This window comes from Paraburkholderia panacisoli, from assembly GCF_008369935.1.
Classification (GTDB): Bacteria; Pseudomonadota; Gammaproteobacteria; order Burkholderiales; family Burkholderiaceae; genus Paraburkholderia; species Paraburkholderia panacisoli.
The window spans coordinates 110,561-124,823 of the sequence record NZ_VTUZ01000021.1 but is presented as its reverse complement, the minus strand read 5'-3'; the positions used below and the strand labels follow the sequence as shown (position 1 = coordinate 124,823).

At 62.5% G+C, this 14,263-nt stretch carries 13 protein-coding genes; 6 read left to right on the top strand and 7 right to left on the bottom strand.

The features are described 5' to 3' along the window. Positions 1-86: 86 nt before the first annotated feature. A complete protein-coding gene (locus FVF58_RS28100; RefSeq protein WP_149673050.1) occupies positions 87-1,682 on the bottom strand; it encodes an APC family permease in 1,596 nt (531 codons plus the stop codon). A 436-nt stretch (positions 1,683-2,118) separates the two neighbouring features. Here FVF58_RS28100 and FVF58_RS28095 point away from each other — a divergent pair, with 436 nt between their 5' ends. Next, entirely contained in the window at positions 2,119-2,322 is a 204-nt protein-coding gene (locus tag FVF58_RS28095; protein WP_007180251.1) for a cold-shock protein, read from the top strand. 112 nt (positions 2,323-2,434) lie between these two features. Here FVF58_RS28095 and FVF58_RS28090 read toward each other — a convergent pair whose 3' ends face one another. Further along, positions 2,435-3,685 carry an Hsp70 family protein gene (locus tag FVF58_RS28090; RefSeq protein ID WP_149673049.1) on the bottom strand — a complete coding sequence of 417 codons (1,251 nt, stop codon included), beginning with the start codon at positions 3,683-3,685 and terminating at the stop codon, positions 2,435-2,437. 187 nt (positions 3,686-3,872) lie between these two features. Between FVF58_RS28090 and FVF58_RS28085 the strand changes: the two genes are divergently transcribed. Further along, positions 3,873-5,348: an MFS transporter gene (locus tag FVF58_RS28085; protein ID WP_149673048.1), complete on the top strand. Its 1,476-nt coding sequence runs from the start codon at positions 3,873-3,875 to the stop codon at positions 5,346-5,348. Between the two features lie 54 nt (positions 5,349-5,402). On the opposite strand, the gene FVF58_RS28080 is transcribed toward FVF58_RS28085, so the two are convergent. After that, a complete protein-coding gene (locus tag FVF58_RS28080; RefSeq protein WP_188130949.1) occupies positions 5,403-5,996 on the bottom strand; it encodes a nitroreductase family protein in 594 nt (197 codons plus the stop codon). 171 nt (positions 5,997-6,167) lie between these two features. Beyond that, a complete protein-coding gene (locus FVF58_RS28075) occupies positions 6,168-7,451 on the bottom strand; it encodes an MFS transporter (RefSeq protein ID WP_149673046.1) in 1,284 nt (427 codons plus the stop codon). 156 nt (positions 7,452-7,607) lie between these two features. Here FVF58_RS28075 and FVF58_RS28070 point away from each other — a divergent pair, with 156 nt between their 5' ends. Together FVF58_RS28070 and FVF58_RS28065 are read left to right on the top strand one after the other, a co-directional pair. After that, positions 7,608-8,258, top strand: a complete 651-nt coding sequence (locus FVF58_RS28070; protein WP_149673045.1) for a TetR/AcrR family transcriptional regulator — start codon at positions 7,608-7,610, stop codon at positions 8,256-8,258. A gap of 103 nt (positions 8,259-8,361) precedes the next feature. After that, positions 8,362-8,916, top strand: a complete 555-nt coding sequence (locus FVF58_RS28065; RefSeq protein WP_149673095.1) for a DUF1415 domain-containing protein — start codon at positions 8,362-8,364, stop codon at positions 8,914-8,916. A gap of 76 nt (positions 8,917-8,992) precedes the next feature. Here FVF58_RS28065 and FVF58_RS28060 read toward each other — a convergent pair whose 3' ends face one another. Further along, complete coding sequence (locus FVF58_RS28060) at positions 8,993-9,835, bottom strand: class I SAM-dependent methyltransferase (protein ID WP_149673044.1); 843 nt, start codon at positions 9,833-9,835, stop codon at positions 8,993-8,995. A 380-nt stretch (positions 9,836-10,215) separates the two neighbouring features. Between FVF58_RS28060 and FVF58_RS28055 the strand changes: the two genes are divergently transcribed. Continuing rightward, a complete protein-coding gene (locus FVF58_RS28055) occupies positions 10,216-10,536 on the top strand; it encodes a type II toxin-antitoxin system HicA family toxin (protein ID WP_149673043.1) in 321 nt (106 codons plus the stop codon). Positions 10,537-10,642: 106 nt separating this feature from the next. On the opposite strand, the gene FVF58_RS28050 is transcribed toward FVF58_RS28055, so the two are convergent. Continuing rightward, positions 10,643-10,852: a DUF1059 domain-containing protein gene (locus FVF58_RS28050; protein WP_149673042.1), complete on the bottom strand. Its 210-nt coding sequence runs from the start codon at positions 10,850-10,852 to the stop codon at positions 10,643-10,645. Positions 10,853-11,239: 387 nt separating this feature from the next. Between FVF58_RS28050 and FVF58_RS28045 the strand changes: the two genes are divergently transcribed. Further along, positions 11,240-12,535, top strand: coding sequence for a TIGR03862 family flavoprotein (locus FVF58_RS28045; RefSeq protein WP_149673041.1), 1,296 nt, complete (start codon positions 11,240-11,242; stop codon positions 12,533-12,535). A gap of 50 nt (positions 12,536-12,585) precedes the next feature. Here the strand turns inward: FVF58_RS28045 and FVF58_RS28040 are convergent, their stop codons facing one another. Continuing rightward, positions 12,586-13,710, bottom strand: a complete 1,125-nt coding sequence (locus FVF58_RS28040) for a methyltransferase (protein ID WP_149673040.1) — start codon at positions 13,708-13,710, stop codon at positions 12,586-12,588. Between the last annotated feature and the right edge of the window lie 553 nt (positions 13,711-14,263).

Genomic DNA, 14,263 nt, shown 5'->3' with positions numbered 1-14,263 from the left:
AGCCCGCCTGAGCGACAACTCAGGCGGGCTTTTTACCATCCGGACCAAACCGCGATCCGGCCGGCATACGAAGCGCGGCGCTTACCTTAGTGAACGGCCATGCCTTCGAGCACTTCGTCGTGCGTCTGACGCTCTTCCAGGTACTCCGAGCGGTAGCCGCTATTGACGCCCCAGTAATAGAACACCAGCGAGAAGGCGATCACCACCAGCATGTCCCAGCCGTACGGCAGGACGCCGAAGCCGCCGAACTCCTTGCTGCCGATCAGCGACAAAGTCGCCATGATCGGCAGGTAAGCGACCAGCCACCATGCCGCCTTCAGATCGCGGCCCCAGCCGGCAAAACCTGACTTCGCCTGGAAGTAGAAGTACACCGGCAGCGCAACGACCATCAGCAGAATGATTTCGCCGGTGAGCGGCCATCTGGCCCAGTACAGGATCAGCGACGCGCACACGAACGCGAACGGCGCGATCAGCTTCATGCCGACGATGTGCAGCGGACGCTCCAGGTCGGTCGCCGCGCGGCGCAACGCCATCAGGCTGATCGGACCCGTCAGGTACGAAATCACGGTGGCGACCGAAATCACCGCCGCCAGCGAACTCCAGCCGCGGAAGAAGAACAGGAAAATGAACGACACGAACAGGTTGAACCACATCGCCTGACGCGGCACACCATAGAACGGGTGGACGTTGCCGAACATCTTCGGCATCGTGTTGTTGCGCTCCATCGCGTAAATCATGCGGGTGGTGGTCGCCATATAGGTCGTACCGGTACCACTCGGGCTAACGAATGCGTCGACATACAGCAGGATCGCCAGCCAGTTCAGGTTCAGCGCGATCGCGAGTTCCGCGAACGGCGATGCGAAGTTGAAGTGGCTCCAGCCCTTCATGACGTCGCTCGGGTTCACCGCGCCGATATACGCGATTTGCAGCAGCACGTAGATGACCAGCGCCAGCAGGATCGAGCCGATCACCGCGAACGGCACGCTTTTGGCCGGATTGCGCGCTTCACCGGCGAGGTTGATCGGGCTCTGGAAGCCGTTGAACGCGAACACGATGCCGCTCGTCGCCACCGCCGTCAGCACGGAGGACCATCCGTAGGGCGCGAACGTGCTCACTTCGCCGAAGTTTTCCTTGTGGAAGCCTGTCAGCATCAAGCCGAGGATCGTCGCGCCGGGGATCAGGAACTTGAAGATCGTGATCGCCGAATTGGCGCGCGCGAACAGCTTGACGCCCCAGTAGTTCAGCAGGAAGTAGATGATCACGAGCGCGGCGGACAGCAATAGCCCGTTCGTGGTCAACGATCCACCGACGAATAGCGCATGCGCCCACGGATAGGGCCACGTACTCATATATTGGATGGACGCTTCCGCTTCGATCGGAATCACCGAAACGATGGCGATCCAGTTGGCCCACGCGCTGATGAAGCCGACCAGCGCACCGTGCGAGTAGCGCGCGTAACGCACCATGCCGCCGGATTCCGGGAACATCGCGCCGAGTTCCGCGTAGGTCAACGCAATCGCCAGAATCACGACCGCGCCGATGACCCATGCGCAAATGGCAGCGGGGCCGGCAATTTTTGCAGCCTTCCACGCGCCGAACAGCCAGCCCGATCCGATGATCGAACCCAGGCCGGTCAGCAATAGCGCGAACGGCCCGATGTTCCGTTGTATAGAACTTTTCACATCTTCTCCTGTATCAGAACCATGTCGGCACCGCGTGACATCGCTTGTGGCGGCGTTGGGAGACGGGTGACGCGCATGCATGCGCGACGGATCCATTCTGGACAGGTGCAACCGACGCGCGGCGCGTAGTTTAACGGTTGCACCGATTCGCTGCAGCGAAACCAAGGGTTCTCCCTAGTTAAAATTTCGGACGAATCGCAAGCTTTGTAAGCCGAAATCGCAGCTATTGGTCAAAAATTCGTAAAGATTGGCGGAGAGTGTTGACCTTCTCTCAAAATGGCCGTATAACGTTCGGGCAGGATTTCAAGCGGCGAGTGAATTGGTCTTTCGTAGTTCGCCCATCAACGGTACTCCGGTTGGTCCCATTACCCCCTTCCTTGATTTTCATGCACCCTCTGGGCTTCGGCCTTATTTACCATTTTTAGGAACAAGTAATATGGAAACCGGTACCGTCAAGTGGTTCAATGACGCAAAGGGCTTTGGCTTCATCACGCCGGACGGCGGTGGCGAAGATCTGTTCGCGCATTTCTCGGAAATCCGCACGGAAGGCTTCAAGACGCTGCAAGAAAACCAAAAGGTTACGTTTGAAGTGAAGACGGGCCCGAAGGGCAAGCAAGCTGCTAACATCAAGCCGGTGTAAGCAACACGCTTCCTTCTGGACGCAAAAAACCCCGCCTCGGCGGGGTTTTTTTATATCCGTCGCAACTGAATGCGCGGATTAACTTCGCAGTATGCGGCCGATTAATTGTTGGTTATCCGAACAAACGTCGCGCGTGAATGCCGAGTCCCGTTGCGACGCTGGCGAGACGATCGCCGAATACCGCTTTAGCATCCGGAAACGCCGCCGCCAATGCGCCCGACAGAAACGCCAAACCGGTCGAGCCGCCCGTGAAGTAAATCGCGCCGACGTCGCGCGGCGCAACGCCGGCTGCCTGGACCGTGTCGCGCGCTGCCTGCACGATGCGCTGCGTTTCGTCCTGGCCGGCCTTGATGAGCTGGGCTTCGTCGAACGCGAGGCGCAGATCGTCTTCCACTTCGTCGAGATCGATCAAAGTCTCGCCGCCCGCCGCCACGCCGATCTTCGCCTCTTCCGCATGCGCCGCCAGCGCGTGCCCGAGGCGGCGTTCCACGACGCGCATCAGGCGGTCGTGGTGCTTGACCTCGGTGAACAGGTGCCGCATCAGCGCGAGTTCGCTGGTGCGCTTCGGCGCATAGACCGTGTTGATCAGGTGCCAGGTGGCCAGGTCGAAATAGATCCGGTTCGGAATCTCGCGCCCTTCCGGATCAAGCGATTGATAGCCGAGTTCGCGCAAGATCGTCGTCAGTTCGACGCGACGGTCGAAGTCCGTGCCCGCGACGTGCACGCCGTGGTGGGCCAGCACGTCGTCTTTGCGCTCGACGCGCTTCATCCGCTCCGGCCCGACCCGCACCAGCGAAAAGTCCGACGTGCCACCGCCGATGTCGGCCACCAGCACCAGCCCCTCTTCCGTCAGATGCGATTCGTAGTCGAACGCGGCCGCGATCGGCTCATACTGAAAGTGAATTTCCCGCAGTCCGACCGAACGCGCGGCGGCTTCGAGCTGCTGCTGCGCCATCTGATCGGCGCGCGGATCGTCGTCGACGAAAAACACCGGGCGCCCTAGCACCGCGCGATGGATCGGGCCGCCGGCACTCTTTTCCGCCGAGCGCTTCAGGTGATCGACGAAAATCGCGATCACATCCGTGTACTTGATCGCGGAGCCGTCGCCCAGATCCGTGGAGTTTTCGGCGAGCGGCGAGCCGAGAATGCTCTTCATCGAGCGCATCAGCCGGCCGTCGAAACCGTCGATGTAGGCCGCCAGCGCAGCCCGCCCGAATTCGCGGGTGTCTTCGTCGGTATTGAAAAAGACCGAGGTGGGCAGCGTCGTGTAGGCACCCTCGACCGGCGCGAGCTTCAGCAGAGCGCCGTCAGGCACGGCCACGGCCGAGTTGGAAGTACCGAAGTCAATCGCGCAATAGTTCATGGCAGGAATCGCCGCTCACGGCTGGCGCGGACAGAAAGGGGAGCGGCTTTGTAACACGAAAGTTCGATCAGCATCAACTTACGCTTTCACGACGGCCGCGGCATCGCAATATGTCGATCGACGGAACGAATATTGCTGTTTTCGACAGGATACGCCGCCAAATTTCGAATTGAGGAGACTTCAAGCAATGAGCGCGCCGCCGACTGCCGCTGTTCAAGATAAAAAGACCACGCTGATCGAAACGGACCTCCCCTCGCGGCTCGACCGGCTGCCGTGGGGCCGCTTTCACACGCTGATCGTGGTGGCGCTGGGGGTGACGTGGCTGCTCGACGGTCTGGAGGTGACCTTGGCGGGCGCTGTCGCGAGTGCGTTGAAGTCCAGCCCGGCGTTGCACTTTTCCAACGCCGACGTGGGGCTCGCGGGCAGCGCGTATATTGCCGGCGCGGTGCTCGGCGCGCTCGGCTTCGGCTGGCTGACCGACCGGCTCGGCCGGCGCAGGCTGTTTTTCATCACGCTCGCGCTTTACCTGGCCGCCACTGCGGCGACCGCGCTGTCGTGGAATCTGGGCAGCTTCCTGCTGTTTCGTTTCCTGACCGGCGCGGGGATCGGCGGCGAATATACGGCAATCAATTCGACGATTCAGGAATTCACGCCGGCCCGGGTGCGCGGCTGGACCGATCTGGGCATCAACGGCACCTTCTGGGTGGGTGCCGGCCTTGGCGCGGCCGGCTCGCTGGTGCTGCTCGATCCGCACCTGCTTCCGGCCGACTGGGGCTGGCGCGCGTGCTTCTTTATCGGCGCGGTGCTGGCGCTGGGGATTTTGCCGATGCGCATGTGGGTGCCCGAAAGCCCGCGCTGGCTGCTCACGCACGGGGACGAGCGCGACGCGCGCTCGATCGTCGAAGGCATCGAGGCGGGTTTTCACCGTAAAGGCCACGTGCTGTCCGACGACCAACTCACGCGATTGCGGCTGCGCGCACGCAGGCATACGCCGCTGCGCGAGGTCTTCCACACGCTCTTCAACGTGCATCGACGCCGCGCGCTGGTCGGCCTGACGCTGATGACCGCACAGGCGTTCTTCTACAACGCGATTTTCTTCACCTACGCGCTCGTACTCACCGATTTCTATCAGGTGCCGGGCGATCGCATCGGCTGGTATCTATTGCCTTTCGCGCTCGGCAACTTTCTCGGCCCGCTGCTGCTCGGCCGCCTCTTCGACGTGATCGGACGACGCAAGATGATCGCGGCGACCTACGCCATGTCCGCGATCCTGCTGACAGTGAGCGGCTATCTGTTCGAACAGCAGATGCTCACCGTCGTCACGCAGACGATTGCCTGGATGGTGATTTTCTTCTTTGCGTCGGCGGCGGCGAGTTCGGCGTATCTGACGGTCAGCGAATCGTTTCCGCTCGAAATCCGCGCGCTGGCGATTGCGGTCTTTTACGCGTTCGGCACAGCGCTCGGCGGGATTGTCGGGCCGGCGTTCTTTGGCCGGCTGATCGACACGCAGCAGCGCAGCGAAGTGTTCATGGGTTATCTGGTGGGGTCCGGGCTGATGCTCGTTGCGGCCGTGGTCGCGGCGATCTGGGGCGTGGATGCGGAACGGAAGTCGCTCGAGCATGTGGCGACGCCGCTGTCGAGCGTCGCGGACGACGCGGAATAAAAAACGCGCGGGCGGTGCCGCGCGTTTTGCGTTGCATCGAGCGCGGCAAGCCGCTCAGAACGCTTTTTTCCAGCCGCCGCCGTAGACGATATCCGCCAGCGGCGCGCGCTGGCGCACCGACTTCTCACGTTCGCGCAGCACCGGATCCAGCTTGTCGATCTCACCGTAATGGCCGAGCGAAATGATCGCGATTGCGTCGACGTCGTTGGGCAGCGCGAATGCCGTGCGGAACGCGTTCGGGTCGAAACCGCTCATCTGATGCGCGGCAAGTCCGAGCGCATGCGCCTGCAATACCAGCGCCATGGCGGCGGCGCCCGCGTCGTACTGGGCGCAGCGATTGACTTCGCCCTTGCTGGTGAGCGTGTGCGCGGTGACGGCGATCAGCACCGGCGCGCGCGAATTCCAGCCCTGGTTGAACGGCACCAGCGTCGCGAAAGCCTGCTTGAAGGAAACTTCGTCGACACTGCGATCGAATACAAGAAAGCGCCACGGTTGCGCGTTGTACGAAGACGGCGCCCAGCGTGCCGCTTCGAGCACGGTACGCAGATGCTCGCGGCTGACCGGCTCGCTCGAATACGCGCGCGGGCTCCAGCGGCCTGCAATAAGCTCGTGAATGGCAACTTCGGTAGGGGCGGGTTTGTTGGTCATGCGCTTCTCTCGGTCGAAATTCATGATCGCCGGGCGGTTGCCCGCGGTCACATAGCATAACCGGGCTTTGGGGCACGCGCGCCAACAAGCGAGCAGTTTGTTTCCGCAAAAGAAAACGGCCCTTGTGGGGGGCCGTCGCCTGTTGCTTCGTTGCGCTTGCGGCGGGAAGCTTTAGACCGCTTGCGGCTCCGGCACCTTCGCCGGCCGGTTGATCCGCAACACGATCACTGCCGCGACAAGGCATAAGCCGCCGGAAATCATCGACGCCACGGTATAGGTGCCCAAACTCGCGCGCAGCATGCCCGCGCCGAGCGCCGCGAACGCCGCGCCGAGCTGGTGGCCCGCGACCACCCAGCCGAACACCACTGGCGCCGATTCCTTGCCGTATACGTCGGTCGCGAGACGTACGGTCGGCGGAACAGTGGCGATCCAGTCGAGCCCGTAGAACACGGCGAACAGCGGCAGGCCGAAGAAGTCGATACCGAACGCGTGCGGCAGATACATCAGCGACAAGCCGCGCAGACCGTAATACCAGAACAGCAGCACGCGGCTATTGAAGCGGTCCGACAGCCAACCCGACAACGTCGTGCCAAACAGATCGAAGATGCCCATCGCGGCGAGCAGCGACGCGCCCTGCACCTCGGTCATGCCGTAGTCGCCGCACATAGCGATCAGATGGGTGCCGACGTAGCCGTTGGTGCTCGCCCCGCAGATGAAGAAACTGAAGAACAGCAGCCAGAAATCACGCGTCTTGCTCGCCATCGCGAGCGTGCCGAACGCAATGGCGAGCGGATTCTGTTTGGTGACGGTGTTGGTGACCGCTGCGTCGTGCGGTTCGCCATACGGGCGCAGCTTCATGTCCGCCGGGCGTTCCGGCAACAGGAATGCGACCAGCGGGATCACGATCGCCGCCGCGAGCGCGACGACCCACACGACCTGGCGCCAGCCGTAATGCTCGGCGATGGCCGCGAGCATCGGCAGGAACACCAGTTGGCCGGTGGCCGAACTCGCCGTGAGAATGCCCATGACGAGGCCGCGGCGAGTCGTGAACCAGCGCGTCACCACGGTTGCCGACAACGACAGCGCCGCGACGCCCGTCGAGCCGCCGACCATCACGCCCCAGATCAACACCATCTGCCACGGATGGGTCATCAGCGACGACAGCGCCACGCCCGCGGCCATCGTGCCGAGCGCAGCGAGCAGCGTGGGCCGCACGCCGAAGCGCTGCATCGCCGCCGCCGCGAACGGCCCCATCAGCCCGTACAGCGCGATGTTCACGGATATTGCCAGCGAGATCGTCGCGCGGCTCCAGCCGAATTGATGCTCGAGCGGCACCATCATCACGCTCGGCGTGGCGCGCGTGCCGGCCGCCGCCAGCAGTACCAGAAACACCACCGCGACGGTCAGCCAGCCATAGTGGAAACGTCCGCGAATCAGTCTCGCTGCCCAGTTCATTGGTTCTCCAGTCGACGCTTGGCCACCGCGGGCTTGTGTCGTTCGTATTATTACGGTTTGTGTAAAGGACTTGTGACAGATCAGTCACAATGGTGTTGCGATACTAGTTACTGATCGGTAACATGTCAAGGCGTCAGTTCAATTCAGGTGGCCATCATGTCCGACAGCGATACCCTCAAGCCGACCGGGAAGGCTCCGGCGCGGCGTGCGCGCAGCGCGCAGACAGCCGGACCGCAGGCGCAGCAGAACTTGCTGCGCGCCGCGAGCGAGTTGTTTTATCTCGAGGGCGTGCGCGCGGTCGGCGTCGACGCGGTGGTCGAGCGCGCCGGCGTGAACAAGATGAGTCTGTATCGCCAGTTTTCGTCGAAGGACGAATTGGTGATGGCTTATCTGGAGCAGCAGGACAAGCAGTTCTTCGGCTACGTGGAGAAGAGTTTCGCCAAACATCCGGGTGAACCGGCGCGCCAGCTTCAACAGTATTTCGACGATCTCGCGGTGCGCGCGTCGATCGACGACTATCGGGGTTGTCCTTTCGTGAACGTGTCGGTGGAGTTTCCCGATGCCGCGCATCCGGCGCGGCAGTTCGTGTTCCGCAACAAGCAGCGCCTGATGGCGCGCCTCACCGAATTGACGACCGCGGCAGGCGCCGAAGACCCGGTGGCGCTTGCGAATGCGCTCGGTTTGATGATCGAGGGCGTGTACGCGGCGAGTCAGACCTACGGTCCGGGATGCGGGCCCATTCTGGCCGCGCCGAAGGTCGCCGCGCAGTTGATCGCCGCCGCATGCGGCGGGACGCGCGGGAAGTGAACCGAGTCGCGTCGCGTCATTCGACGCCGCAGTTTGAGCTGGACGCGAATCGCTGCGAACCCGCGCCGTTAAAATGGCGCTTTTATCCGCTGTGACCCCCGCTATGCCGTTGCCCGCCGAATCCCACGATACCGTCGTAGCCGCCACCCGCCACTGGCTGACCGAGGCGGTGATCGGGCTCAATTTGTGTCCGTTTGCGAAGGCCGTGCACGTGAAAGGGCAGATTCGCTACGCCGTGAGCGACGCCGTCGACATGGAAGCCGTGTTGACCGATCTCGAAGCCGAGCTTCAGACACTGATCGCAACCGATGCGGAAGCCATCGACACCACGCTGCTGATCCTGCCGCGCGCGCTCGGCGATTTTTTCGACTTCAACGACTGCCTGTTTTTCGCCGACCGGCTCATCAAGCTGCTTCGGCTCGAAGGGATCGTTCAGATCGCGAGCTTTCACCCGGCTTACCAGTTTGAAGGCAGTGAGCCCGACGCCATCGAAAACTACACGAACCGGGCGCCCTATCCGATCCTGCACCTGCTGCGCGAGGACAGCATCGAGCGGGCCGTGCAGGCCGTCCCCGATGCGGAGGATATTTACGAGCGCAATCAGGCAACCTTGCGGCGCATTGGACTAGCCGGCTGGAACGCATTGATGAAGCGCTGATTCGCTCAAGAGCGGCGGCTCGCGAAGGCCACCGCGACGGGTCAAGAAGTTCCGCCCCTGCCGGGCAGGACAAAGATCAGGCAGGAGCAAAAAACCGCTCTTTCAGCTCTTCAATGCCGAGCGTTTCCATCACCTCGTTGAGCCGTTCGGCCGGCCGGCGCCGCGGCAAATCCTTGTACTGCGCGATGATCAGTTCGTTCTTCATCGAGTGCTCCCACCCGACCAGTTCGGTCACGTTGACCTGATACCCGTGCGCTTCCAGCTGCAAACAGCGCAGCACGTTCGTGATCTGGCTACCGAATTCTCGCGTGTGCAACGGATGCCGCCAGATCTCCGTCAACGCGTTCGCGAGCGATTTCCCCTTATTGCGCCGCAGCACGCCGGCTACCTCGGCCTGACAGCAGGGCACGACCACGATGTACTTCGCCTGTTTTTCCAGCGCGAAGCGGATCGCGTCGTCGGTTGCGGTATTGCACGCGTGCAGCGCCGTCACGATGTCGATCTGCGCAGGCAAACTCGCCGACGTGATCGACTCCGCCACCGACAGGTTCAGAAACGACATCCCCGTAAAACCCAGCCGCGCGGCCAGTTCTTCGGACTTCGTAACGAGGTCTTCGCGCGTTTCAATGCCGTAAATGTGCGAAGCAGCACCTGCGGCACCCTGAAATTCCTTGAAGAAAAGATCGTAGAGGATAAAACCTAGGTATGACTTGCCCGCGCCATGATCGACGAGCGTCAAGTCGCCCTGCTTGTCCTTGAGGTCTTTGAGCAGCGGCTCGATGAACTGGAACAGATGGTAGACCTGCTTCAGCTTGCGGCGGCTGTCCTGATTCATCTTGCCGTCGCGCGTGAGGATGTGGAGCTCTTTCAACAGCTCGACGGACTGGTTCGGACGGATTTCGTGGGTTTTGCTGGACATCGTGTGAACCGTCGTCAATTGCAACGCGAACGTGCGACAGATGACGGAAAAAGGGAAAAATTGCTGTCAGTTTACCTAATGTGCGGATCGCTCACCCAAGGAGCTGCGCAAACCATTCAGGGAAAGCGGTCAACCTGGAACGCTTGCTGCCCGAAAAGCATCACGCGAACGTTTCGGGAGTGGCCAAAAAATCAGCTTGCGCAGCGGCCGAGCCAGTCGCGCAAGCCGTGTCGCCAGAACAAGACGCTGCCGGGCGTGACAACGCTCACGCGAACCGAATGCATGTGGGGAGGACGGACCCTGAACACGGGCCCAACGTAACGTAACCAGCAGCGCGCCGAGACATCAACCGGACGCGCGCTCGGATAGAAGAGGCGGCAATGGATACGGTACCCAACGGAAACGTCGAACAGAAATTTCAGGAAATGCTGGCGAAGCTCACCGCGACGCCCGTCTGGTCGGAAAAGCAGCAACTCGAACTGGAGATGGCGCGCGATATCTCCACGGAAATGCTTCGTCTCGCCGAAGTGATGCGCGATGGCAGCGTCGACATGGAAACGTGTCTGACCATGCTCAAGTACGCCAAAGTGCTCGACTTCGTGATGACCACGCTCGCGTCGCGGCGCGACATCAAACCACAAACGCTGCGAGTCATCTTCAAGCTCGCCGGGCTGAAGGTGGACGAGGCTTACCCCGGTTGACGATCAGGACACCCCCGCAGGTTGCACGACAACGCCGCGATCCGCGAACGGTTCTACACCGCTCGCGGGGGTCGGCTGGCGCCTTCCGTCCGCGCAGGACGGCCACTCACGCGCGCGGTGCTTCGGCCGGCGGCGTGCCTTCATGAAACAGCGTCTTCAGTTGCGAACGCAGTTCCGGCGAATCCGTGTGTTTGTGGATGGCGACCGCGTGCTGTACGGCCGCTTCGAGCAATTCGCTCTCGGTGTCGGCGGATAGCGCGACGGTGCAGTTCATTTCGCTCGGAAACTCACGACAGTCGATGTACTTGCGGCTCATGGCAGGCTCCTCGATCCAGACGATCAAACCTTCATGCGGACAGCGGACGCGCGAACCGCGTCGCCGACGATGACCGCGGCTGCGATCGCAGGCACGGCCAAACCGGCGGCAAGCAGGCAGTGGACTGGTTTAGCGCGGGGGAAGAACGCGGACAGCGTTCGATGAAAGGCTTTTAAAAGTATAGCTCGCACGGGTCAAGAACAAAGAAGCGGGTGCGCGCCCCGAGGGATGCGAAAACGCCTGAACCCAGCTTATTTCGGCACCCTGTGCCGCCCGCACGTTTGCCCTGCGCTGTGGTCGGTGTGAAAATAGCGCCCTTCGCGCCACCCATCTTCGTTCGATCAGGCCGGCGTGCCGCCTCCTCCTTCCGCTTATCCGCAGGACCGCATGCCATCTTCCTTCGCTTCCGCCCGTGTCGCCGTGATAGGCGGCGGCCCCGCCGGTCTGATGGCGGCCGAGGCGCTCACCGGGCGCGGTTTGCAGGTCGACCTCTATGACTCGATGCCGTCTGTCGGCCGCAAGTTCCTGATGGCGGGCAAAGGCGGCATGAACATCACGCATTCGGAACCGCTCGAACCATTTCTCGGGCGCTATGGTGCCCGCCGCGAGAGGATCACACCGCTGCTGGACGTGTTCGGGCCCGACGCGCTGCGAGCGTGGTTGCAGGGGCTGGGCATCGAGACCTTCGTCGGCAGTTCCGGTCGGGTTTTCCCAACCGACATGAAAGCGGCGCCGATGTTGCGTGCGTGGCTGCATCGACTGCGGGAGGCAGGGGTGCGCTTCCATATGCGGCACAAGTGGAGCGGTTGGGTGACGGACGCAGGCGATGGCGGTCACGCCGCCCCCGCCGCGCACACGCTGCGTTTTGACACGCCCGACGGCGAACACACCGTGACCTGCGATGCCGTGGTGTTCGCACTCGGCGGCGCGAGCTGGCCGCGCCTCGGATCGGATGCTGAGTGGGTGCCGCTGATGGCCGCGCGTGACGTGCCGGTAACCCCCTTGCGGCCCGCCAACTGCGGCTTCGACGCTCACTGGAGTCCTTATCTGCGCGAGCGTTTCGCGGGTCAGCCAGTGAAACCGGTCGCCATTTCGCTCACCGACGTAGACAATACAGTCCACAATCGACAAGGTGAAATACTTTTAACCGAAACCGGCGTCGAAGGGAGTCTGATTTACGCGTTGTCGGCGGCGATCCGCGAGCGAATTCTGGCCGACGGCGACGTGACAATCGCGCTGGATCTGACGCCAGGCTTGACGCTCGAGCGAGTGGTCGCCGAGGTCACGCGGCCGCGCGGTTCGCGCTCGATGTCGAGCCATCTGCACGGCCGGATCGGCATAGGCGGGGTAAAACTGGCGCTGCTGCACGAGATTCTGTCGAAGGAGGCCTTCGCCGATGCGCACGGCCTCGCGCATGCGATCAAGGCGCTGCCGGTACGGCTCACGCGCGCGCGGCCTATCGCGGAAGCGATCAGCACCGCCGGCGGGATTCCGTTCGAAGCGCTCGACGCGCAGTTGATGATCGAGCAGCTGCCCGGCGTGTTTTGCGCGGGAGAGATGCTCGATTGGGAAGCGCCGACCGGCGGCTATTTGCTGACCGCCTGTTTTGCCAGTGGCCTGGTGGCCGGGCGGGGGACGGCAGCGTTTCTCGAGGCGCGCAAGGGGCGCGGGGCGTCGGTCTGACGCACCGCCGAGCGACTTCCCTGCTACCCGGCAAATGCCCGTCTTGCCGGTCAACGCGCCTTAAGGCGCCACAGCGACGTTACTTCAGCCACCCGCGCCGTATGTAGCGCGTCGGTTTCATCTGTCGATTTCGGATGCCGGGGACGAATATCCTCGCGCCCCACCACGCTCAGTCCCGCCTTTTCAATCGCGGCAAGCAGCCAGTCGCGCGTGCGCAAGCCCAGATGCTCCGCGAAGTCCGACAGGATCAGCCACCCCTCGCCGCCCGGCGACAGATGTTCCGCGAGTCCATTCAGGAAACCCAGCAGCATGCGGCTTTCCGGATCGTAGATCGCATATTCGACCGGCGACGCGGGCCGTGCCGGCACCCACGGCGGGTTGCAGACAACCAGCGGCGCCCGGCCTTCCGGAAACAGATCCGCCTGCACCACGTCAACTTGCTGGTCGTAGCCAAGACGCGCGATGTTCTCGCGCGCACAGGCGAGTGCTCGCGGGTCCTGGTCCGTGGCGACGATTTTCTTCACGCCGCGCCTGGCCAGCAGCGCGGACAACACGCCTGTGCCCGTACCGATATCGAACGCCTTGTTCAGCGACGGCAGCGGCGTGCGCGCAACGAGATCGACATATTCCCCGCGCACCGGCGAAAACACGCCGTAGTGCGGATGGATGCGATCGCCCAGTGCCAGAATCTCGACTCCCTTCTTGCGCCACTCATGCGCGCCAATCAGTCCGAGCAGTTCGCGCAGCGACACGACCGACGCTTCGTCGGCGGACGGCCCGTAGGTTTCGATGCACGCCTGCTGCACGTCGGGCGCACGGCGCAGCGGAATACCGTAGGCGGCGTCGAGTGGAATCAGGATCATGCCGAGCGTGCGGGCGCGCTGCGACTGTGCCTGCCGATGCAAGTTGAACGCATCGATCGGCGTTTCGCCCTGCTTGCGCGGTTTGCGCTCGAGCCGTCGCGTGACCGCCTGCAGAAGTTGGCGAGCGTTCTGGAAGTCGCCGTTCCACAACAGCGCCGTTCCTTCGCAGGCGAGACGGTAGGCCGAGTCGGCGGTAGTCCGGTCATCGGCGACGACCACGCGTTTGGGCGGCGGCACGGCCGCCTCGGAACGCCAACGCGCGGTGCGAGGGCCGTCGGCTTCGGGCCAGGTAATGGTTGCAGGGCTGGTCATGGTGAGGTGGGATTGGTGTTGCAGGAGTGACGCGATGAGAATCCGCGTCGTCGGGGGCGTTGCCCGCCGGGGTACTTTGATAGCGATGCCGACTGACGCCCGAATAGTACCTCTGTCGTAACGGTTCGCGGTGGGCTATTCGCCTGTGGCTCTGCTTTGCAGACGATAGGCGCAGGAAATGTGGACAAAAAAGTCTACTATCGACAAGGTGAAAGAGATATGGTGATTTTGGCCCGCTTGCGGCCTCACCGACGCTGCGGCCATCGGTGCCGCTGCGCCGTTTTCCTCGATCGGCGGACCGCCTTCCGACTGAAAACGCTGAGCCAATCGCCAGTTTCACCGTGCCCGATTTAGCAATGGCTCGATCCCCGCACGATCGAACGCAGTCGTCTTGGCTTCTGAAAATATGCTAAATGAATAAATAACCCCGTTGATTTGCTATTGCTCGATACCGGGTTTCAGCGGGCCTCACGATCAGAAAATAGACAGCTCCAGAACGGCTCGGTATAGTTCTCAAAAGCAGGAATACGGCTGACCAAGAGAACCTGAGAGA